Raw genomic sequence first — 19,029 nt, 5'->3', positions numbered from 1 at the left:
CCCGGAGGGATCCCTACGGCTTGCCGCGCGAAACGAACCAGGGGTTTGCGAAGTCGCTGTCGTCCTTCTGGTTGCGCTTACCGTAGGTGAGTGGAGCACCGTCCATCGTCAGCGTTTCGCCGCCGGCTGCCCGAAGAATGGCATCGCCCGCAGCCGTGTCCCATTCCATCGTGCGGCTGAAACGTGGATAGACGTCGGCGAGCCCCTCGGCGAGGAGGCAGAACTTCAGCGACGAGCCGACCGCCCTGTAGTCGGCTATGCCGTGCTCGGCGAGGTAGGCGATCGTCTCGGCGCTGTTGTGCGAACGGCTGGCAAGCCCCACCATGCGATCGCCGCAACTGCGGCAGCCAATGACCGTTTCATCATCGAGACGGAAGGTCGCGTCGATGACCGTCTTTACTGCCTTGCCCTGGTAGGCGGCATAGAGAATGCGCAGCGCCGGCGCATAGACGACCCCGGCCACAGGCGCGCCGTTCTCGATCAATGCGATATTGACGGTGAAGTCGTCGTGGCGGCCGATGAATTCCTTCGTGCCGTCGAGTGGATCGACGAGGAAGAAGGACTTGCCGGCGATGTCAGGCACGAAGCCGGCGGCGACCGCTTCCTCGGCGACCACAGGAACCCCAGGGAAGGCGCGGGCGAGATCCGCGAGGATGATGCGTTCGGCACAGGCGTCGGCGTCTGTGACCGGCGAACAGTCCGGCTTGTAGGTGACTTCAGGGCCAGCATTGTAGATGTCGAGAATGGCCCGACCCGCTGATATCGCCGATTGTTGCAGTATCTCCAGCATTCGCCCCTACTTCCCTCTGTCATCAAGCACATAGCACATTGAGAACAGGAAGGTACCTAATGCTTTCGGCGGTAGGCGTATTCCACTGAAGACTGACCTCGATTCGTTCTTCCTGGCAGCCGAGGCTCGATGAGCCGGCGAAGGGTTTTTTGCAACTGCGAGAAGCTTGTGTCTTTGCTTCCGCGGCCCGGCTGTGCAAATGTGCCGACGCAACTGAACTGGATGCCTTCATGCGTTATTCCGCCTTCTCGCTCGTCAGGAACGCCCTTTCCGGAAACCTGAATTGGAAGCCGCAATGGCGCCAGCCGCAGCCGAAACCGCACTATGACGTGATCATCATCGGTGGCGGCGGGCACGGCCTCTCGACCGCCTATTATCTCGCCAAGGAATTCGGCGTGAAGAACGTCGCGGTGCTGGAGAAGGGCTATCTCGGTTCCGGCAATGTCGGCCGCAACACCACGATCGTACGTTCCAACTACATGCTGCCCGGCAACGAACCCTTCTACGAATTTTCGATGAAGCTCTGGGAAGGGCTCGAGCAGGATCTCAACTACAATGTGATGCTTTCGCAGCGTGGCGTCATCATGCTCTACCACAGCGACGCCCAGCGTGACGCCTATGTCCGCCGCGGCAACGCGATGTGGATGGAGGGCGTTGCCGCCGAACTCATCGAGCGCGAGCAGTTGAAGAAGATGATCCCTTTCCTCAATTACGATCACGCCCGCTATCCGATCCTCGGTGGTCTGTTGCAACGCCGCGCCGGTACGGCGCGGCATGATGCCGTTGCCTGGGGCTATGCCCGCGGTGCCGACCGGCACGGCGTCGACATCATCGAACATTGCGAAGTGACCGGCATCCGCCGCGAAAACGGTGTCGTCACCGGCGTCGAAACGACCAAGGGCTTCATCGGCTGCGGCAAGCTGGCGCTGGCCGCGGCCGGCAATTCCTCGCGCGTCGGCGAGATGGCGGATCTGAAGCTGCCGCTGGAAAGCCATGTGCTGCAGGCCTTCGTGACCGAGGGGCTGAAGCCCTGCATCGACCACGTGATCGTCTACGGCGGCGGGCATTTCTACATCTCGCAGTCGGACAAGGGCGGGCTCGTTTTCGGCGCCGAGATTGACGGCTATTCCTCCTATGCTCAGCGCGGCAACCTTGCGACGGCGGAACACGTGATGGAGGAGGGGGTGACGATGATCCCCGGCCTGTCGCGGGTGCGGGTGCTGCGCGCCTGGGGTGGTGTCATGGACATGAGCATGGACGGCTCGCCGATCATCGATCGCACGTCTATCGACAATCTCTACCTCAATTGCGGCTGGTGCTACGGCGGCTTCAAGGCGACGCCGGCTTCCGGCTACTGCTTCGCCCACCTGATCGCCAAGAACGACACCCATCCGGTGGCGCGCGCCCTCAGGCTCGATCGCTTCGCCCGCGGCTATGCCGTCGACGAGGCCGGGGCCGGGCCACAGCCCAACCTTCACTGAAAGCACGCGGCCGGCAACCGGCCTGCTTGATATGAACAGGAAGCCGGAGCGCGGCTTCAGGACACGGAAGACGATGGCAAGCCTGATTACCTGCCCGCATTGCGGGGTCCGACCGAAGGAAGAATTCGCGATCCGCGGCGATGCCTCGCGTGGTCGGCCGGAGCCGATGGATTCGGACGAAGCCTGGCACGACTATGTTTACGTGCGCACCAACCCCCGCGGCCGCACGTTGGAGCATTGGCATCACATCGCCGGCTGTCGCCGCTTCCTCGTGGTCGAGCGCGATACGGCGACCCACGAGGTCTATTCCGTCGTCGATGCCGCCGAGTTTGCGCGGAGGCCGGCGCGATGACCGGATACCGTTTTTCCTCCGGCGGTCTCGTCGATCGCAGCCAGTCGCTGAGCTTCACCTTCGATGGGCGACCGTTGCGCGGCTTTGTCGGCGACACGCTTGCTTCTGCGCTACTTGCCAACGACCAGCTGCTCGTCGGGCGCAGCTTCAAGTATCATCGGCCGCGCGGCATCGTCAGCGCCGGGCCTTCCGAGCCGAACGCGCTCGTCACCCTCGGTTCCGGTGCGCGCACCGACGCCAACACCAAGGCGACCGTCGCCGAGCTCTATGGGGGGCTGACCGCCAAAAGCCAGAACCGCTGGCCGTCGCTCGGCTTCGATGTCGGGGCCGTCAACGGTGTCCTCTCGCCGTTCCTCGGCGCCGGCTTCTACTACAAGACCTTCATGTGGCCAAAGCAGGCCTGGGAACGGGTCTACGAGCCGTTCATTCGCCGTGCCGCCGGCCTCGGCCGAGCGGTGCTCGAGCGCGATCCTGAGGCCTACGAGAAATCCTGGGCCTTCTGTGACCTGCTCGTCGTCGGCGCCGGTCCAGCTGGCCTGATGGCGGCGTTGATCGCCGGCCGTGCTGGTCTCAGGGTTATCGTGGCCGATGAGGATTTCCGCCTTGGCGGTTCCCTGCTTTCGAGCGGTGAGACGATCGACGGCGCCCCGGCCTCCGTCTTTGCCGACCGTACGGTCGCGGAACTGCAATCGCTGCCCAACGTCACGCTGCTTTCGCGCACCACCGTTTTCGGCTGGTATGACGATAACGTCTTCGGTGCGGTCGAACGCGTGCAGAAGCACGTCGCCGAACCGTCTTCGAAGCTTGTAAGCGAACGCGTCTGGCGCATCGCTGCCAAGCGGGCCTTGCTCGCAACCGGTGCGGAGGAACGGCCACTGGTGTTCGGCGGCAACGATCGCCCGGGCGTGATGATGGCCGGTGCCATGACCACCTATGCCGAGCGTTACGGCGTGGCCGCCGGCAAGCAAGTTGCTATCTTCACGAGCGGAAGCGGCGGGTACCGCACCGCACGGGCGCTTGCGGCCAAGGGCGTCGCCATCGCGGCGATCGTCGATGCCAGGGCTGATGCCGCCGATCAGGCACCCGATGGCATCAGGGTCATTCGTTCCGCTTCGATCGTCGACACCAAGGGCAGGCAACGCCTCAAGGGCATCGTCGTCGAACGCTCCGGCTTCGAGGAACTTATCGCCTGCGATGCGCTCGGCATGTCCAGCGGCTGGAGCCCCATCGTGCATCTTGCCTGCCAGCGCGGTGCGAAGCCGGTCTGGTCGGAGGAGCTGAAGGCATTCGCTGCGCCCGATGTCGGTGGCGGCCTGCGTCCCGTGGGTGCGGCCAACGGCGTCTATACGCTCTCGGGTTGCCTTTCCGATGGTGCGGAGAAAGCCGCAGCGATTGCGACCGATCTCGGCTTCAGCGCCAGCCCGGCCGCAGCACCTGTCGTCGATGGCGAGGAGGCCTCCTTCTTCTCGGCGCTCTGGTATGTGCCGGGCGCCAAGTCGAAGGCCTTTGTCGATTTCCAGAACGACGTGCATGCGAAGGATCTCGGTCTGGCGTTGCGCGAAGGCTTCGGTCACGTGGAGCACGCCAAGCGCTACACGACCAACGGTATGGCGACCGATCAGGGCAAGCTTTCCAATATCAATGCCGTCGGCATTCTCGCGGGCATGCGCGGCGTCAGCCCGGCGGAGGTCGGCACCACCACCTTCCGGCCGTTCTACACGCCGGTCTCCTTCGGCGCGCTTGCCGGTGCGGCCCGCGACGAACATGCAGCACCCGCGCGCAAGTCGCCGCTGCATGGCTGGGCGAAGAAAAACGGCGCGACCTTTGTCGAGGCGGGGCTCTGGCATCGCTCCGCCTGGTTCCCGCGCGCCGGCGAGAAGACCTGGCGTGACAGCGTCGATCGCGAAGTGCTGAATGTGCGGGCCAATGTCGGCCTCTGCGACGTCTCGACCCTTGGCAAGATCGAAGTGTTCGGCCCCGATGCCGCGGAGTTCCTGAACCGGCTTTATTGCAACCCGGTCCTGAAGCTGCCGGTTGGAAAGGCGCGCTATGGCCTGATGCTGCGCGAAGATGGCTTTGTCTTCGACGACGGCACGGTCAGCCGGTTCGATGACGAGCATTTCTTCGTGACCACGACGACGGCGATGGCCGGCCCGGTCATGGCGCACATGGAATATTGTGCCCAGGCGCTCTGGCCGGAGCTCGAAGTCCGTTTCACGTCGTCGACCGACCAATGGGCGCAGATGGCGATTGCCGGTCCGAAGGCGCGCGCAGTGCTGCAGCAGATCGTCGACGGCGACATTTCCGACGGCGCATTTCCGTTCCTGTCCGCCCGCAAGATTGTCCTGAAAAGCGGCGTGTCGGCGCGGCTCTTCCGCATTTCCTTCTCTGGCGAACTGGCCTTCGAGCTGGCGGTGCCTGCAGGCTACGGTGAGGCGGTGGCGGATCAGATCATGGAGGCCGGCCGGCCGCATGAAATTTGCGCCTATGGGGTCGAGGCGTTGAATGTGCTGCGGCTCGAAAAGGGTTTGCTGACGCATGCCGAATTCGACGGTCGCGTGACGCCCGACGATGCCGGTCTCGGTCGCATGCTCTCGATGCAGAAGGCCGATTTCATCGGCAAGCGCCTGTCGACGCGCTATGGCCTGACGGCGGCCGACCGCATGCAACTTGTTGGCCTGAAGCCTGTCGATGCCGACAAGGACATGCGCGCCGGCGCTCATCTCCTGAAGGAAGGCACGAAGCCCTCGACATTGAACGATCAGGGTTGGGTGAGTTCGGCCGGCTTCTCGCCGGTGCTGGGGCACGCTATCGCGCTTGCCTTCCTGAAATCCGGGCGTGAGCGATATGGCGAGAAGGTCATCGTTTTCGACAAGCTGCGTGATCAGGAGATTGTCGCCGAGGTCTGCGACCCGGTCTTCGTCGATCCGCAAAACATGAAACTGAAGGCCTGAGGAGGCGGTGATGGTTCGCGACTACAACAACCGCCATGCGCTGGAACAGAAACTGCGCGCGGCACCGGCGCCTGCAGCGGACGATCACTTGATGGTCGGCCATTGGCGCACGGTCGCGACGGTTCTTGCTCGTGCCGGTCAGGAAGACGCGGTGCGGCAGGCGATCGCTTCGGCGCCCGAGTTCTCGCTCCGCTTTTCAGGCCCCGGGGAATGGCTGGTGGTCTCAGAGACGGAGGCGCCGAGCGGACTCGTGCGCCGCCTCGAGGAGCTCTGCGCCGGTGCTGCTTACGTCGTCGACCAGAGCGACGGACGTGTCGTCTTCCGTCTTGCCGGACCGAACGCACGCAGCATCCTTGCCAAAGGCATCGGCCTCGACCTTCATCCCGCGACCTTTACGCTTGGGGGCAGCGCCAACGTTCTTTGCGGTCACATCCCGGTCAATCTCGCCCGGACTGACGAAGACACGTTTGAACTGATCGTGCCGCGGAGTTACGCCGAATCGCTCTTCGACGACCTCGTGCGGATGGGGCGGGCGTTCGATCTCACCGCTGCTTTTTCAGACTGAACCAGCCCTATCTAAAGGCTGAAAACAAATGCGGCATGAAATGCCGCAAACGGGTCGCCCATCCGCCAGCAAACGACGGAAATGGACAAGCGTCCTTCGCAGCCGTGTCTTTATCGGCGCCGTCTTTCTGACTAGGCTTTGATCATCAGTCGCCTGCGCTTCCGTGGCGGAAGGCAAGCGGTCGCCGTGCTTGATTTTCCCTGACAATTTGGCCGCGCCTCCGGCAGGAGCGTGGGAAGACGGAGTGTACGCATGAAAAGCCATGCCAAGGTCGTCGTTATCGGAGGCGGTGTCGTCGGTTGTTCGGTGCTCTATCACCTGACGAAGTTCGGCTGGACCGATGCCGTGCTGCTCGAACGATCGGAACTGACCTCCGGCTCCACCTGGCATGCGGCCGGCGGCATGCACACGATCAACGGCGACCCGAACGTCGCCAAGCTGCAGAAATATACGGTCGAGCTCTACAAGGAGATCGAAGAATATTCCGGCCAGGATGTCGGCCTGCACATGACCTCCGGCATGATGCTCGCGGCCACCAAGGAGCGTTTCGACTGGATGAAATCGATCCTCGCCAAGGGGCGCTACATGGGGCTCGAAGCCGAACTGCTGACGCCCAAGGAAGCGCATGACCTGATGCCGCTGCTTGATCCCGACCAGTTCGTCGGCGCGGTCTTCGATCCGGTCGAGGGGCACCTTGATCCCTATGGCACGACGCACGCCTATGCCAAGTCGGCGAAGAAGAACGGCGCCGAGATCTACCTGCACACGAAGGTCGAAGATCTGGTGCAATGCGAGGATGGTTCCTGGCGGGTGATCACCAACCAGGGCGAGATCGTCGCCGAACACGTCGTCAACGCTGCCGGGCTCTGGGCGCGCGAGGTGGGCCGCATGGTCGGTCTCGAACTGCCGGTGCTCGCCATGGAGCATATGTATCTCATCACCGAGGACATGCCCGAGGTCATCGAGTTCAACCAGACGCGCGGCAAGGAGCTGATGCACTGTGTCGATTTCGACGGCGAGATTTATCTCCGCCAGGAGCGCAACGGCATGCTGATGGGCACCTATGAGAAGGCGTGCCGCCCGTGGTCGCCGATCTCCACGCCCTGGGATTTCGGCCATGAGCTGCTGGCGGAGGATATCGACCGCATTTCGCCGGAGCTCGAAGTGGGCTTCCGGCACTTTCCCGCCTTCAACAGGGCCGGTATCAAGAAGATCATCAACGGGCCCTTCACCTTCTCGCCGGATGGTAACCCGCTCGTCGGCCCGGTGCGGGGCTTGAGGAATTTCTGGTCGGCCTGCGCGGTCATGGCCGGTTTCAGCCAGGGCGGTGGTGTCGGCCTGGCACTCGCCAACTGGATGATCCATGGCGATCCCGGCTTCGACGTCTTCGCCATGGACGTTTCCCGCTATGGCGATTTCGCGACCCTTGCCTATACCAATGCCAAGGTGCGCGAAAACTATTCGCGCCGCTTCTCGATCCGCTATCCGAATGAGGAACTGCCGGGTGCACGGCCGCTCCTGACGACGCCGATCTACGACCGGCTGAAGGCTGCGGGCGCCGTCTTCGGCGCGTCCTACGGGCTCGAAACGCCGCTGTGGTTCGCACCCGAAGGCGTAAAGGATGCCTTTTCCTGGCGGCGCTCGACCGATTTCGAGACCGTGGGCGCGGAAGCGCGCGCCGTGCGCGAGGGCGTCGGCCTGATGGAGACATCGGGCTTTGCCAAATATGCGATCACCGGCAAGGGTGCTGAGGCTTGGCTCGACCGGCTGCTTGCCTGCCGCATCCCTGAGGTGGGGCGCATGACGCTGGCGCCGATGCTGAAGGACGATGGCAAGCTGATCGGCGACTTCACGCTTGCCAAGCTCGGGGAGGGGGATTTCCTACTTGTCGGATCCGGCATCGCCGAGGACTACCACATGCGCTGGTTCGAGGCGCATCTGCCCGGGGATGGTTCGGTTTCGCTGAAGGCGCTGAAGCTGGAACTGGTCGGCCTATCGATCGCCGGGCCGAAGGCGCGTGACGTGCTCGCCGGCCTCACCCATCTCGACGTCTCCGATACGGCCTTTCCGTTCATGGATGTTCGCCGGATGGATCTTGGCATGGCGCCCGCGATCGTCGGCCGCGTGAGCTACACCGGCGATCTCGGATACGAGATCTGGATGAAGCCGGAATATCAGCGCTATCTCTTCGAACTTCTAATGGACAAGGGACAGGCGTCCGGGATCCGTCTGTTCGGCTTGAGGGCGCTGAATGCCCTGCGCGTCGAAAAATCCTTCGGCAGCTGGGCGCGCGAGTATCGTCCGCTTTATGGCCCAGTCGAAGCCGGCCTTGGTCGCTTCGTGGCGGCCGGAAAGGACGCGGATTTCATCGGCAAGGCGGCAGTCGTGCAGGAGAAGGTCGAAGGCGGCGCGCTGCGTCTTAGAACCTTCCTCCTCGAAGCCGGGGATGCCGATGTCATCGGTGATGAGCCGATCTATCTCGATGGCGTCGTGCGCGGCTGGGTGACATCCGGCGGTTATGCGCACACGAGCGACGTTTCGGTGGCCATGGGTTACGTGCCGAAGGAGATCGCCGACCGCAGCGATGGCTGGGCGATCGAACTCCTGGGCGAGATACTGCCGGCGCGCCTCCAGCCGAATCCCCTGTTCGATGCAAGCGGGCAAAGGATGCGCGGCTGAGCCGCGAAGCAGCACTGGTCTGGCCGTTCGGCGGCCGGACCGCTGACCAAGCCCCAAGGCATTTACGACTAAAGTTGATGATTTCGCGGGCGAAAGCTGCGGAAATTTTGATTTTTCTGGCTCTAAAAGCGTCAAATCGATTTTATCGAGGAAGATTTTATCGAAGTCGCGTTTTTTAGCTTTCCTTTTCGTTTGAAAAAGGTATGGAATCGAGCAAATACAGCGCTCAAAATGAGCTCAAAAAACAAGAGACCGGACCTACAAGGATCTGGTCCAGGGGAAGATTGATGGAGTATTTCGTCCAGCAGCTCGTCAACGGGCTGACTCTTGGGTCTATTTATGGTATGATCGCAATCGGTTATACCATGGTCTACGGCATCATTGGCATGATCAACTTCGCCCACGGCGATATCTTCATGCTCGGCGGTTTTGCCGCTTTGATTGTCTTTCTTATTCTCACAACATTCATCGGGGGCGTCCCGGTTGTACTTGCGCTGCTGCTGATGATGATCGTCGGCATGTTGACCGCAGGGCTCTGGAACTGGACGATCGAGAAGGTGGCTTACCGGCCGCTGCGCGGTTCGTTCCGTCTTGCGCCGCTGATCACGGCAATCGGCATGTCGATTGCGCTGTCGAACTTCATCCAGGTAACGCAGGGGCCGCGCAACAAACCGATCCCGCCGCTCGTTTCCTCGGTCTACAACGTCTTCGGTATTACCATCTCGCTGAAGCAGATCATCATCATCATCATTACGGCGATCCTGCTCTCCATCTTCTGGTACATCGTCAACAAGACGCCGCTTGGTCGTGCACAGCGTGCGACCGAACAGGACCGCAAGATGGCGGCCCTGCTTGGCGTCGACGTCGATCGCACGATCTCTGTTACCTTCATCATGGGTGCAGCACTCGCGGCCGTCGCCGGTACGATGTACCTGATGTATTACGGCGTCGTCGTCTTCACCGACGGTTTCGTCCCTGGCGTCAAGGCGTTCACTGCGGCCGTTCTTGGCGGCATCGGTTCGCTGCCGGGCGCCGTTCTCGGCGGACTGTTGATCGGGCTCATCGAGTCTCTCTGGTCGGCCTATTTCACCATCGACTACAAGGACGTCGCGACCTTCTCCATTCTCGCAATCGTCCTGATCTTCAAGCCGTCTGGTATTCTCGGACGACCGGAAGTCGAGAAGGTATAATTCCATGGCAAACATTGCTTCTACGACTGCAAGCGCCGGCACTGACGTGACGGCGCGGGCCCTGCGCGAGGCTGTCTTCGCGGGCCTGATTTCCCTCGGCCTTTTCGTGCTGTTCGTCGGTCTCAAGTCCGATCAGAACATTCGCAACGAGCTGATCCTCAATCAACGGTGGGGCCTGCTTGCGATCTTCGTGATCGTGGCTGCCGTCGGCCGTTTCGCGATGGTTGCCTATGTCCAGCCGGCACTCGCCCGCCGCAAGGCGGCGAAGGCTGCAGCCGAGGACGTGGCGAAGGAGGAGACCTTCTTCAGCCGCAACTTCTCGAAGATCGCCATCGCGTTCCTGCTCGTCTACCCGCCGATCATCGTCGCGCTCTTCGGCGTCCAGGGCTCGCTCAAATGGGTCGACAATTTCGGCATCCAGATCCTCATCTACGTGATGCTGGCCTGGGGTCTGAATATCGTCGTCGGTCTGGCCGGCCTTCTGGATCTGGGTTATGTCGCCTTCTACGCTGTCGGCGCCTACTCCTACGCGCTGCTGTCGACCTATTTCGGCCTGTCGTTCTGGGTTCTTCTGCCGGTTGCCGGCATCCTTGCCGGCTTCTGGGGCATGATCCTCGGCTTTCCGGTCCTGCGTCTGCGGGGCGACTATCTGGCGATCGTGACGCTTGCGTTCGGTGAAATCATCCGCCTCGTCCTGATCAACTGGACAGAGGTGACGAAGGGTACGTTCGGCGTTTCCGGTATCGCCAAGGCAACGCTGTTCGGCATCAAGTTCGATGCCTCGAAGGACGGCTTTGCCGCGATGATGGGCCTGCCGATGTCTTCGGCCTACTACAAGATCTTCCTGTTTTACCTGATCTTGGCGCTTGCGCTGTTGACGGCCTACGTGACGATGCGGCTGCGCCGCATGCCGATCGGTCGCGCCTGGGAAGCGCTGCGCGAGGACGAGATCGCCTGCCGCTCCCTCGGCATCAACACGGTGACGACCAAGCTCACCGCGTTTGCCACGGGCGCGATGTTCGGCGGCATTGCCGGGTCGTTCTTTGCAGTGCGCCAGGGCTTCGTTTCGCCCGAATCCTTCGTGTTCCTGGAGTCCGCCGTTATCCTGGCGATTGTGGTTCTCGGCGGCATGGGCTCGCTCACCGGCATCGCAGTTGCCGCGGTGGTGATGATCGGCGGCACGGAAATCCTGCGTGAGCTTTCCTTCCTGAAGGCCATCTTCGGGCAGGACTTCACGCCTGAACTCTACCGCATGCTGATCTTTGGCCTGGCCATGGTGGTCGTCATGGTCTGGAAGCCGCGCGGCTTCGTCGGATCGCGCGAACCGACAGCCTTCCTGCACGAACGCAAGGCAGTCTCCGGCAGCTTCACCAAGGAAGGGCACGGCTGATGGCCCGCGAGACAACGACAATGACAAAAGACCCCATTCTCAAGGTTGAGCACCTGTCGATGCGCTTCGGCGGTCTGATGGCCATCAACGACTTCTCCTTCGAAGCCTATCGCGGTGACATCACCGCGCTGATCGGTCCGAACGGCGCAGGCAAGACGACGGTGTTCAACTGCATCACCGGCTTCTACAAGCCGACGATGGGCATGATCACGATGAAGCAGAAGGCCGGCAAGGAATACCTGCTGGAGCGGCTGCCCGATTTCGAGATCACCAAGCACGCCAAGGTGGCGCGCACCTTCCAGAACATCCGGATGTTCTCCGGTCTGACGGTGCTCGAAAACCTGCTCGTCGCGCAGCACAACAAGCTGATGCAGGCATCAGGCTACACCTTCCTCGGTCTACTCGGCTTCCCGGCCTACCGCCAGGCGTCGAGAGAGGCGATCGACCTTGCCAAGCATTGGCTCGAAAAGGCATCGCTGATCGACCGTGCGGATGATCCGGCCGGCGATCTTTCCTACGGCGCTCAACGTCGTCTCGAGATCGCACGTGCCATGTGCACGGGGCCCGAACTGCTCTGCCTGGACGAGCCGGCCGCCGGCCTCAATCCGCGTGAATCGCTGGCGCTCAACGAATTGCTGCAGGGCATTCGTGCCGATACCGGCACGTCGATCCTGCTGATCGAACACGACATGTCCGTGGTCATGGAGATCTCCGACCACGTGGTGGTCCTGGAATACGGACAGAAGATTTCCGACGGCACACCGGATTTCGTGAAGACCGATCCGAAGGTCATCGCGGCCTATCTGGGTGTCGAGGATGAAGAGGTTGAAGAGGTGATCGAACAAATCGAGGAAATCGAAGGCGGACAGGGGGGCACCAACTGATGACGGCGCCTCTTCTCCAAGTCAAAGCCGTCGAGACCTACTACGGCAACATCCGCGCCTTGAGCGGGGTGGATGTCGAAGTTCACCGTGGTGAGATCGTCTGCCTGATCGGCGCGAACGGAGCCGGCAAGTCGACCTTGATGATGACCATCTGCGGTAGTCCGCAGGCGCGCACCGGTTCGGTCCACTTCGAGGGCCAGGACATCACCCGCATGCCGACGCACGAAATCGCCCGGTTGCGCATCGCCCAGTCCCCCGAGGGGCGGCGTATTTTCCCGCGCATGACGGTGTTCGAGAACCTGCAGATGGGCGCGAGCCTCGACAACCTGAAGCACTTCGACCAGGACGTGGAAAAGGTGTTCGCACTCTTCCCGCGCCTCAAGGAGCGCCAGGCGCAGCGCGGCGGCACGCTTTCGGGCGGTGAGCAGCAGATGCTGTCGATCGGCCGCGCGCTGATGGCCCGTCCGAAGCTCCTGCTTCTCGACGAACCGTCGCTCGGTCTCGCGCCGCTGATCGTCAAGGGCATCTTCGAAGCGATCAAGAAACTCAACAAGGAGGAGGGCCTGACCGTCTTCCTCGTCGAGCAGAACGCCTTCGGTGCGCTCAAGCTTTCGGACCGCGGCTACGTCATGGTCAACGGCCGGGTGACGATGAGCGGTTCCGGCAAGGAACTGCTCGCCAATCCGGAAGTGCGCGCGGCCTATCTCGAAGGCGGCCGTCATTGATCGGCTGCATCTGGAGCAAGTGACATGCAGGGAATTCTCTACGAAGAAGCGTCGATCTGGCAGTTTCTTTTCATAAGCTGCGTGCTTGGCGGCTGGACCGCCTGGCGCACGGGCAAGAGCGTGGCCGAAAGCTGGGAAGACATGCGACGCCTGCTGCTCTACGTGGCGTTGCTGGGGCTGGGTATCCGTTTCGTGCACCACGCGCTCTTCGCGGGCACGATGTTCAGCCTGCAATACTATATCGTGGACACGGTCGTGCTTTTGTTGTTTGCTACCGCAGGTTTCCGGTACTACCGGACCAAGCAAATGACCAATAACTACTATTGGCTCTATGAGAAGGCTTCGCCTTTCTCCTGGAAAGCCAAATAAAGGGAACAGCGCGCGCCGGCCGCCGCGGCCGGTGCGAAAGAAACACCGGCGCAACTATGGTGGGCATTGCGCAGGTTGGTAACGAGACCCGCTCGAATAATTGGGAGTAACAAGATGAAAAAGTCTCTTCTGTCGGCGGTCGCGCTGACGGCTATGGTTGCCTTCAGCGGCAGCGCCTGGGCTGATGTTCTCGTTGGTGTCGCAGGCCCGCTGACTGGCCCGAATGCCGCTTTCGGCGCACAGCTCCAGAAAGGTGCTGAACAGGCTGCTGCAGATATCAACGCTGCTGGCGGTATCAATGGCGAACAGATCAAGGTTGTGCTCGGCGACGACGTTTCCGACGCCAAGCAGGGCGTTTCGGTCGCCAACAAGTTCGTTGCTGACGGTGTGAAGTTCGTTGTCGGTCACTTCAACTCGGGCGTGTCCATCCCGGCTTCGGAAGTCTACGCTGAGAACGGCATCCTGCAGGTAACGCCGGCCTCCACCAACCCGCAGTTCACCGAGCGCGGTCTCTGGAACACGTTCCGTACCTGCGGCCGTGACGACCAGCAGGGTGCAGTTGCCGGTGCCTACCTCGCCGCCAACTTCAAGGACGCGAAGATCGCCGTCATTCACGACAAGACCCCCTATGGTCAGGGTCTTGCCGACGAAACCAAGAAGTCGATGAACGAAGCCGGCCTCACCGAAGCCCTCTATGAAGGCATCAACACCGGTGACAAGGACTTCTCGGCGCTGATCGCCAAGATGAAGGAAGCCGGCGTTTCGATCGTCTACTACGGCGGTCTGCACACCGAAGCTGGCCTGATCATGCGTCAGATGAAGGATCAGGGCCTCAAGGCAACCCTGATGTCGGGCGACGGTATCGTTTCGAACGAACTGGCCTCGATCGCCGGCGACGCCGTCGATGGCACGCTGATGACGTTCGCTCCGGATCCGCGCAAGAACCCGGCTGCCAAGGAACTCGTCGAGAAGTTCCGCACTGCCGGCTTCGAACCGGAAGCCTACACGCTCTACGCTTACGCCGCCCTCCAGGTCATCGCTGAAGCCGCAAAGGCGTCCGGCGGCAACGACCCGCAGGCCGTTGCTGAAGCCATCAAGGCAAAGGGTCCGTTCAAGACCGCAATCGGCGACCTCGGCTATGACGAAAAGGGCGACATCACGCGTCCGGACTACGTCATGTACACCTGGAAGAAGGGTGAAGACGGCAAGTACAGCTACTTCCAGAACGAGTAGTTCTGACTTCGGACTGCGTGTCCGACTGGTTTGGCCCGGCGAGCGATCGCCGGGCTTTTCTTTTTTGAAGATTGCGAGAGCGTCCCGCCTTCAAACGGAATCGCTGGATGCGGAAGGATGCTCCTTACTCAAAGGGCCAGGAGCATCCTTCCGCGTTCAGGTGAGTCCCTGGCGCAGTGATTTTCTATTTCAGCAGGGTGTCCCTGAGCGACGAGACCTCTGCGCGCAGCCGCTCGAGATCGTCGGCGCCGAGCTTTGTTGCCTCAGTGAGGCCATGCGGCACATCGACTGCCTTCTGCCGCAGTGCCTTGCCCATGTCGGTCAATTGCACCCGGACCTGCCGTTCGTCCGCCTTGTCGCGCACGCGGTCGATATAGCCGGCCGCCTCCAGACGTTTCAGCATTGGGGTAAGCGTGCTCGATTCCAGAAAGAGCCGTTCGCCGAGGCTGCCGACTGTCTGGTCGTTCTTCTCCCACAAAAGCACCATCACCAGATATTGCGGGTAGGTGAGGTCGAGTTCTTCCAGCAGCGGCTTATAGATGCGCGTGAAGGCGTGGTTTGCGGAATAGACCGCGAAGCACAGGAAACTGTCCAGTGTCAGCATTGCATTGTCATCTTTAGGTTCGGTGCCAGTCATCACTTTCTCCTGTCATACCTTAAAATAAATCGTTCGCGATATAATCGCAAGGCATTGACCGGCGTGCGATCGCGATATAAATATTTGTACACGATCTAATCGATGACGATTTAAATCTAAATAAATCGCGCACGATTTAATCGCTCAGGAATTATCGCCAACGCGGCAAGACCGCAAGGAAGAAGGAGCGTCTCCATGAGCAAGGCAGTCAGCAAGGCAGAAGCCACCAGCATCTCCCGTCGTGATGTCCTTTCGGTCGCCTTTGTCGCGGCGGCGACCGCGGCCGCCGTGTCGGCGGTCAATAGCCCCGCCAAGGCGGCGGATGCGACGGCGGCAAGCGGCAAGCAGGTGGGTGCCGGTTCGCAAGGTGGTGAAGTCTCGGGCAGCCGCATCATCACCCGCGATGGCGTCGAGATCTACTACAAGGACTGGGGGCCGAAGGATGGCCCGGTCGTCGTGCTCAGCCATGGCTGGCCGCTGTCGTCGGACAGCTGGGAAGCGCAGGCCTTCCATCTCGCCGCCAACGGCTTCCGCGTCGTCACCCATGACCGCCGCGGCCACGGCCGCTCGTCGCAGCCCTGGGACGGCAACGACATGGATCACTATGCCGATGATCTCGCGGATCTGATCAATGCGCTCGACCTGAAGGACATCTTCCTCGCCGGCTTTTCCACCGGCGGCGGCGAGATCAGCCGCTACATCGGCCGCCATGGCACCGGCCGCATCGCCAAGGCCGGGTTGATCTCGGCGGTGCCGCCGCTGATGGTCAAGACCGACAAGAACCCCGGCGGATTGCCGAAGGAGGTATTCGACGGCCTGCAGGCGGCAAGCCTCAAGGATCGCTCCAAGCTCTACCGCGATATCGCGTCCGGTCCGTTCTTCGGCTTCAACCGCCCGGGTGCGGTCGCCTCGCAAGGCATGATCGACAGCTTCTGGCTGCAGGGCATGACGGCCGGTCACAAGAACACCTATGACTCGATCGTCGCCTTCTCGCAGACCGACTTCACCGAGGATCTGAAGAAGTTCGACGTGCCGACCTTGATCATCCACGGCGACGACGACCAGATCGTGCCGATCGATGCGGCGGCACGGGCCTCGAAGACGCTGGTGCCGCATGCGGAGCTCAAGGTCTATGCCGGCGCACCGCACGGCATCACCGACACGCACAAGGACCGGCTCAACGCCGACCTGCTCGCCTTCGCCAAGGCCTGATGGTTACAAAGCGATGAGAAGAGGCGCCCGTTCGGCGCCTCTTTTTTGCTTTTCGTGATAGGTGTTTCGCTTGTCGTGATGGCTGTCGCGCCGCACCGTTTCGTGCACTATCCCCTGATGATTCTGATCCGGAGGCAGGCATGAGCTCGAAACCCCGCATTCTCGTCACCCGTCGCTGGCCGGCGGCGGTGGAACAGGTGCTCGCCGACCGCTTCGACACGACCGTGAACGAGCGGGACGTGCCGATGACGGCCGCAGAGCTGGCCGGTGCGCTCAGGACCTACGATGCCGTTCTCCCTACGGTTTCCGATCGGCTTCCGGCCGAACTCTTTGCCGGCGGTGGCCTCAGGGCGAAGATTCTCGGAAACTACGGCGTCGGCTACAATCACATCGATGTTGCGGCCGCCAAGGCTGCCGCCATCGCCGTTACCAATACGCCAGGTGTTCTGACGGACTGCACCGCAGACATTGCCATGACGCTGCTGCTTGCGGTCGCGCGCCGGGCAGGTGAGGGCGAGCGCCAGGTGCGTGCCGGCGAATGGACCGGGTGGCGTCCAACCCACATGATCGGCAGCAAGGTTACCGGCAAGACGCTCGGCATCATTGGCTTCGGCCGTATCGGCAAGGCCATGGCCAAACGCTGCCACTTCGGTTTCGACATGGACGTCGTCTTCTACAACCGCTCGCGCATCGACCCTGACGAGGCAAGCCGCTACGGCGCCCATCAGCTGGATACCGTCGAGGACGTTTTGAAGGTTGCGGACTTCGTGTCGCTGCACTGCCCGGGGGGCGGCGAAAACCGGCATCTGATCAATGCCGAGCGGCTGGCGCTGATGAAAAAAGGCGCCTATCTCGTCAACACGGCGCGGGGTGACGTCATCGATGAACCGGCCTTGGTTGCCGCTCTCGAGACCGGCGTCATTCGCGGCGCGGGTCTCGATGTCTTCGAGGCGGAGCCGAATGTGCCCGAGCGTCTGCGCAAACTCGAGAGCGTCGTGCTGCTCCCGCATCTCGGTAGCGCCACGGAGGAAACGCGTGTCGCCATGGGCATGAAGGTGGTCGATAATATAACCGCATTCTTTGCCGGGCGTGAACCTCCGGATCGCGTGGCGTGATGGGGTTGCCTGTTTTCTGCGCAGCACCTGCAAGGAAATGCGTCATTTTGACGATTTTCTTTGCAAAACAATAACTTGACTTGTCGTGCCGCGATGCGGACGATAGCGCAAAAGCAAGGCGATCGGCCCGACGGGTGGCGCGCCAGTGATTGAAGGACACCGCTCGGCGGTCGAACATGAACAAGGCAGCAAGCATCGCCCCGCAACGGGCCTGGGGTAGGGGGCGGCTGGTCGCCAAGATGGCGCTCGGCCACAGCCGCATTGCCGAACTCTATCAGGAAGGCTGCGCCAAGATCCGCCTGCCGAAGACCTTCGATGCCTCCATGGAGGCGGTGCTCATCAATTCATCCGGCGGCCTCACCGGCGGCGATCGCATGATCTGGGAGGTTGCGGCCGGGGCCGGAACCGAAGTCACGGTCACGACGCAGGCCTGCGAGAAGATCTACAAGGCGAGCGCCGATACGGTCGACGTGACCACGCGTATCGCGGTTGCCGCCGGCGCACGCGTCGACTGGCTGCCGCAGGAGACGATCCTCTTTGACCGCGCCTCGTTGTCGCGTTCGCTGGACGTGGAACTTGCCGAGGACGCGGAGTTCCTTGCGGTGGAGGCGGTTCTGCTCGGCCGCAAGGCGATGGGCGAGGTGGTGCAAACCGGGCTCTTTCGTGATCGCTGGCGTGTCCGTACAGCGGGCAAGTTGCTGCATGCGGACAATCTTGCGCTTGCCGGAGAGATCGCTGGTCTCGGTCAGCGTCGGGCGGTGCTCGATGGCGCGGCCGCCTTTGCGACGCTCCTCTATGTCGGGCCCGATTGCGAACCCTTGCTGCCACGTCTTCGATCGCTCGTTGACGGAGAGGCCGGCATCGGTATCAGCCATTTTCAAGTCGATGGCCGCGACAAGCTGGTGGCCCGCTTTGCGGCGCCGGATGGGTTCGCGCTCCGAAAAATCCTCATCCCCATTATTTCGCACTTGCGCAAGCAGAAGACAGTGCCGAAAGTCTGGGTTCTCTAGGGTCATTTCGTATTTTTATTGAAACAGTGAAATGATCTAACTCGTTGAAACTCTGTAATTCCTGGCGGAAAACCGCTTCGCAGCCTTGCTGGGAATTGCTTCACGAACAACCGGTGGCGACGCATGAATCTTACCCCGCGCGAAAAGGACAAATTGCTGATTTCCATGGCGGCCATGGTCGCACGCCGGCGCCTGGAGCGCGGCGTGAAACTCAACCATCCCGAGGCGATCGCGTTGATCACGGACTTCGTCGTCGAGGGTGCCCGCGACGGGCGTTCGGTTGCCGAGTTGATGGAGGCGGGCGCCCAGGTGCTGACGCGCGATCAGGTGATGGAGGGCATCCCCGAGATGATCCACGACATCCAGGTCGAGGCGACGTTCCCCGACGGTACCAAGCTCGTCACGGTTCACGAACCGATCCGCTGAACGAGGGCAGTACAGGC

At 61.8% G+C, this 19,029-nt stretch carries 17 protein-coding genes; 15 read left to right on the top strand and 2 right to left on the bottom strand.

The annotated features are described in order from the left end of the window. Window positions 1-13: 13 nt before the first annotated feature. Window positions 14-790 (bottom strand): 3'(2'),5'-bisphosphate nucleotidase CysQ, encoded by a 777-nt coding sequence (cysQ, locus tag LAC81_RS14095; protein ID WP_223725300.1) that lies wholly within the window; start codon window positions 788-790, stop codon window positions 14-16. Window positions 791-1,020: 230 nt separating this feature from the next. Between cysQ and LAC81_RS14090 the strand changes: the two genes are divergently transcribed. The 11 genes from LAC81_RS14090 (at window position 1,021) to LAC81_RS14040 (ending at window position 14,612) form a co-directional block, all read left to right on the top strand. Continuing rightward, window positions 1,021-2,271, top strand: a complete 1,251-nt coding sequence (locus LAC81_RS14090; RefSeq protein ID WP_223725299.1) for a sarcosine oxidase subunit beta family protein — start codon at window positions 1,021-1,023, stop codon at window positions 2,269-2,271. Window positions 2,272-2,344: 73 nt separating this feature from the next. Then, window positions 2,345-2,623: a sarcosine oxidase subunit delta gene (locus LAC81_RS14085; RefSeq protein WP_223725298.1), complete on the top strand. Its 279-nt coding sequence runs from the start codon at window positions 2,345-2,347 to the stop codon at window positions 2,621-2,623. Next, complete coding sequence (locus tag LAC81_RS14080) at window positions 2,620-5,577, top strand: sarcosine oxidase subunit alpha family protein (RefSeq protein ID WP_223725297.1); 2,958 nt, start codon at window positions 2,620-2,622, stop codon at window positions 5,575-5,577. The genes LAC81_RS14085 and LAC81_RS14080 overlap by 4 nt, the downstream gene beginning before the upstream one ends. A gap of 10 nt (window positions 5,578-5,587) precedes the next feature. After that, a complete protein-coding gene (locus LAC81_RS14075; RefSeq protein WP_223725296.1) occupies window positions 5,588-6,142 on the top strand; it encodes a sarcosine oxidase subunit gamma in 555 nt (184 codons plus the stop codon). Window positions 6,143-6,394: 252 nt separating this feature from the next. Next, the gene (locus LAC81_RS14070) at window positions 6,395-8,821 is read left to right on the top strand and encodes a GcvT family protein (protein ID WP_223725295.1); all 2,427 of its coding nucleotides are present in this window, start codon (window positions 6,395-6,397) and stop codon (window positions 8,819-8,821) included. 287 nt (window positions 8,822-9,108) lie between these two features. Continuing rightward, window positions 9,109-10,011, top strand: a complete 903-nt coding sequence (locus tag LAC81_RS14065; protein WP_113539225.1) for a branched-chain amino acid ABC transporter permease — start codon at window positions 9,109-9,111, stop codon at window positions 10,009-10,011. A gap of 4 nt (window positions 10,012-10,015) precedes the next feature. Next, window positions 10,016-11,401: a high-affinity branched-chain amino acid ABC transporter permease LivM gene (gene livM, locus LAC81_RS14060; protein ID WP_223725294.1), complete on the top strand. Its 1,386-nt coding sequence runs from the start codon at window positions 10,016-10,018 to the stop codon at window positions 11,399-11,401. Then, complete coding sequence (locus LAC81_RS14055) at window positions 11,401-12,285, top strand: ABC transporter ATP-binding protein (RefSeq protein ID WP_223725293.1); 885 nt, start codon at window positions 11,401-11,403, stop codon at window positions 12,283-12,285. The genes livM and LAC81_RS14055 overlap by 1 nt, the downstream gene beginning before the upstream one ends. Then, a complete protein-coding gene (locus LAC81_RS14050) occupies window positions 12,285-13,010 on the top strand; it encodes an ABC transporter ATP-binding protein (RefSeq protein ID WP_113539228.1) in 726 nt (241 codons plus the stop codon). The genes LAC81_RS14055 and LAC81_RS14050 overlap by 1 nt, the downstream gene beginning before the upstream one ends. Window positions 13,011-13,034: 24 nt before the next feature. Next, window positions 13,035-13,379, top strand: a complete 345-nt coding sequence (locus LAC81_RS14045) for a DUF6867 family protein (protein WP_113539229.1) — start codon at window positions 13,035-13,037, stop codon at window positions 13,377-13,379. A gap of 114 nt (window positions 13,380-13,493) precedes the next feature. Continuing rightward, window positions 13,494-14,612: a branched-chain amino acid ABC transporter substrate-binding protein gene (locus tag LAC81_RS14040; RefSeq protein WP_113539230.1), complete on the top strand. Its 1,119-nt coding sequence runs from the start codon at window positions 13,494-13,496 to the stop codon at window positions 14,610-14,612. 184 nt (window positions 14,613-14,796) lie between these two features. Here the strand turns inward: LAC81_RS14040 and LAC81_RS14035 are convergent, their stop codons facing one another. Beyond that, window positions 14,797-15,249 carry a MarR family winged helix-turn-helix transcriptional regulator gene (locus LAC81_RS14035; protein ID WP_223725292.1) on the bottom strand — a complete coding sequence of 151 codons (453 nt, stop codon included), beginning with the start codon at window positions 15,247-15,249 and terminating at the stop codon, window positions 14,797-14,799. 195 nt (window positions 15,250-15,444) lie between these two features. On the opposite strand from LAC81_RS14035, the gene LAC81_RS14030 reads away from it, so the two are divergent. The 4 genes from LAC81_RS14030 (at window position 15,445) to LAC81_RS14015 (ending at window position 19,012) form a co-directional block, all read left to right on the top strand. Then, window positions 15,445-16,461, top strand: a complete 1,017-nt coding sequence (locus LAC81_RS14030; RefSeq protein ID WP_223725291.1) for an alpha/beta fold hydrolase — start codon at window positions 15,445-15,447, stop codon at window positions 16,459-16,461. 140 nt (window positions 16,462-16,601) lie between these two features. Next, window positions 16,602-17,576: a 2-hydroxyacid dehydrogenase gene (locus tag LAC81_RS14025; protein ID WP_223725290.1), complete on the top strand. Its 975-nt coding sequence runs from the start codon at window positions 16,602-16,604 to the stop codon at window positions 17,574-17,576. 176 nt (window positions 17,577-17,752) lie between these two features. Continuing rightward, the gene (locus tag LAC81_RS14020; RefSeq protein ID WP_223725289.1) at window positions 17,753-18,586 is read left to right on the top strand and encodes an urease accessory protein UreD; all 834 of its coding nucleotides are present in this window, start codon (window positions 17,753-17,755) and stop codon (window positions 18,584-18,586) included. A gap of 123 nt (window positions 18,587-18,709) precedes the next feature. After that, entirely contained in the window at window positions 18,710-19,012 is a 303-nt protein-coding gene (locus LAC81_RS14015) for an urease subunit gamma (RefSeq protein ID WP_057249031.1), read from the top strand. The last annotated feature ends 17 nt before the right edge of the window (window positions 19,013-19,029 follow it).

Source organism: Ensifer adhaerens (assembly GCF_020035535.1).
GTDB lineage: Bacteria > Pseudomonadota > Alphaproteobacteria > Rhizobiales > Rhizobiaceae > Ensifer.
Note: the sequence above shows the minus strand (reverse complement) of the source record. Positions and strands in the feature narration are given on the sequence as shown.

Bases quoted from the DNA above. Each gene is read 5' to 3' on its own strand.
- cysQ (WP_223725300.1), bottom strand. From the start codon at position 790: ATGCTGGAGATACTGCAACAATCGGCGATATCAGCGGGTCGGGCCATT.
- LAC81_RS14090 (WP_223725299.1), top strand. From the start codon at position 1,021: ATGCGTTATTCCGCCTTCTCGCTCGTCAGGAACGCCCTTTCCGGAAAC.
- LAC81_RS14085 (WP_223725298.1), top strand. From the start codon at position 2,345: ATGGCAAGCCTGATTACCTGCCCGCATTGCGGGGTCCGACCGAAGGAA.
- LAC81_RS14080 (WP_223725297.1), top strand. From the start codon at position 2,620: ATGACCGGATACCGTTTTTCCTCCGGCGGTCTCGTCGATCGCAGCCAG.
- LAC81_RS14075 (WP_223725296.1), top strand. From the start codon at position 5,588: ATGGTTCGCGACTACAACAACCGCCATGCGCTGGAACAGAAACTGCGC.
- LAC81_RS14070 (WP_223725295.1), top strand. From the start codon at position 6,395: ATGAAAAGCCATGCCAAGGTCGTCGTTATCGGAGGCGGTGTCGTCGGT.
- LAC81_RS14065 (WP_113539225.1), top strand. From the start codon at position 9,109: ATGGAGTATTTCGTCCAGCAGCTCGTCAACGGGCTGACTCTTGGGTCT.
- livM (WP_223725294.1), top strand. From the start codon at position 10,016: ATGGCAAACATTGCTTCTACGACTGCAAGCGCCGGCACTGACGTGACG.
- LAC81_RS14055 (WP_223725293.1), top strand. From the start codon at position 11,401: ATGGCCCGCGAGACAACGACAATGACAAAAGACCCCATTCTCAAGGTT.
- LAC81_RS14050 (WP_113539228.1), top strand. From the start codon at position 12,285: ATGACGGCGCCTCTTCTCCAAGTCAAAGCCGTCGAGACCTACTACGGC.
- LAC81_RS14045 (WP_113539229.1), top strand. From the start codon at position 13,035: ATGCAGGGAATTCTCTACGAAGAAGCGTCGATCTGGCAGTTTCTTTTC.
- LAC81_RS14040 (WP_113539230.1), top strand. From the start codon at position 13,494: ATGAAAAAGTCTCTTCTGTCGGCGGTCGCGCTGACGGCTATGGTTGCC.
- LAC81_RS14035 (WP_223725292.1), bottom strand. From the start codon at position 15,249: ATGACTGGCACCGAACCTAAAGATGACAATGCAATGCTGACACTGGAC.
- LAC81_RS14030 (WP_223725291.1), top strand. From the start codon at position 15,445: ATGAGCAAGGCAGTCAGCAAGGCAGAAGCCACCAGCATCTCCCGTCGT.
- LAC81_RS14025 (WP_223725290.1), top strand. From the start codon at position 16,602: ATGAGCTCGAAACCCCGCATTCTCGTCACCCGTCGCTGGCCGGCGGCG.
- LAC81_RS14020 (WP_223725289.1), top strand. From the start codon at position 17,753: ATGAACAAGGCAGCAAGCATCGCCCCGCAACGGGCCTGGGGTAGGGGG.
- LAC81_RS14015 (WP_057249031.1), top strand. From the start codon at position 18,710: ATGAATCTTACCCCGCGCGAAAAGGACAAATTGCTGATTTCCATGGCG.